Raw genomic sequence first — 2,051 nt, 5'->3', positions numbered from 1 at the left:
TAGCCTGAGAGCATGTCTTTATTTAGCTCAAAATAAATACCCTCACCAAAGCACTCGTTTGCCAGCACCCATGATTGAAACTTTGATAAATCAGAGGACTGAAGGCGATCACCCTTGCCTCGCTTAAAACCTATAAATGCACGAACTTCCCTTAAACGCCGCACGCGACCAATAGAAGAAAAAATTAACTGAGCTTCACTTCCATATTCTGCATCAATAGGTACGAAACTGAGATTAAAATTGTCCTCATCAACATCTATACCGTTTCGAAAAACAGTCAACTCCTCTTCTAGAAGATTGCGCTGAGCAACACCCTCATCAATCTCCTGTAAAGACCCATTCTCTCCCGCCGGCTCTAAATCAGCCCCCTCATTATCGTTTTCAACAAACAAAAACAGTTGGTAAATTTCATCAGCACTGCGAACATCCATTAACTTTTTGCTAACAAAATTAAGCGCAGACAAGTAATTTTTAAAGTTCCCCGGGTTCGCAGTTCTAAGCAAAAAAGACTCAAATCGTTTTTTCCGAATATCAACATCTACTTCTCCAGAGTCCTTTAGACGTTGTAAAGCCTCTCTTGTGACGTCAATTTCGTGAGCCGCAAATGTGGGGCCGGCCCCAAAACTACTAGAAGTATCTGAACTAATGTCCAAAGCTGACAATACTTTTGGCAGGTATATTGATGTGCTTCCTCTAGGCTCGCACCGCATAGGACGGTCGCACGAATCAGGTTCGTGTGAGCGAGTAAACCATGGCTGACGCCCTGTGCAACTTTGTCCTTTAGCACCAACAATTTCTCGCCCTAACGGCTTGGAAAATAAATCCGAAAAATTTCTCTCAGAGTTACAGGCTTTGCACTTCACATACATTTGATCAAAGTCGCCACCGGCGGCACCACCTGCATGATATTCAAGTTGATCTTCTCTCGAGCAAGTCGCTTCGACCCCCCTCGTATTACTATGTGCCCAACGCCCCCAATTAATCTCTCCAAGATGTCCATTGTCACAAAACGCGACAAACCTCATGGGTACCAAATCTGATTTTTTACAGGCACTATTGCTACACTTTGGCGCATGTCCATAATCTAAATTCACATCTTTTTTGTAGCATCGCTGTAGCTGCTTACAGCGAGGGCAATGAAACCAAGTAGGGAAATAGACAACTGGAACGGAGATATCATTTTCATCAGCGATGCCTCTAAGCTCTCGTCCTTGTACCTGCTGACTCAAGCGTTCCAAAGCAAGTTCTTTTTTAGGCTTCAACCAACATCCCGTGTCTTTTATTGCAAACCCAACACCCTCAAAATCAACAATTGATCCCGGCCCGAATGATGTAAAGATCTGACCTCTCCGTAATTTTAAATCAGCCATCGATCTTTACCCCCACGTCTGCATCTACTCCCCTCATTGAAGTCATAGGAACAATACCAACACCCGTTTCACCGCGTTTTCTCGGCAAAAGAACCTTTTCCTGATGCGTTGACATTTTTCCGTAATATTTTAATGCAGGGGGATGTTTCGCCCATAGCTCCCATGCATCCTTGAAAACAGAAATCTCATCATGAATCGTTTTGCGCTCATAAGGGTACTCTTTACCATATGTAGCAAGAAGACGCGCCTCAAACCGTTCCAATGCTTTTTGCTGTTCAAGATTAGTGGGATCAAAGCGGTCTGCATGTGCATTATCAATCATATTTTTCACGCCATATCGAACCGCTATAACAAATGCCGCATGCAATGCTCGCTTAAGTGCAGGCTTCGTCCCAGGCGTAATACTCGTCGGCTCAACAAATCTGTATAAAGAACCATGGTAGTGTTTGAATCGCTCGTAGTGGCTTCTATCTCGCGGCTTAGCTGGCGAGTATAGGGTGACGACTAGACCTGGCCCTTGTGACTCAGGGCTTCGCCCTACCCGGCTCGATGCTTGAATGTATTCTGCTGTTGTTTTCGGCTGACCATTAACAACCATGAATCCAAGACGATCTATATCCACCCCTACAGATATCATATTTGTACAAGGGACAAACTCTCTTACATCAGTCTGCTCCGAAT

2 protein-coding genes are annotated in these 2,051 nt (G+C 44.4%); both read right to left on the bottom strand.

The window, feature by feature from the left end; all coding sequences use genetic code 11:
* Positions 1 to 1,370: hypothetical protein (locus A3750_RS14315; protein WP_068548392.1), on the bottom strand; the 1,370-nt coding region annotated here is incomplete at its 3' end.
* Positions 1,363 to 2,051, bottom strand: a 689-nt coding sequence (locus A3750_RS14310) for a helicase C-terminal domain-containing protein (RefSeq protein WP_231871831.1), incomplete at its 5' end; no start/stop codon positions are given. The genes A3750_RS14310 and A3750_RS14315, both read right to left, overlap by 8 nt.

Source organism: Oleiphilus sp. HI0079, from assembly GCF_001635105.1.
Note: the sequence above shows the minus strand (reverse complement) of the source record. Positions and strands in the feature narration are given on the sequence as shown.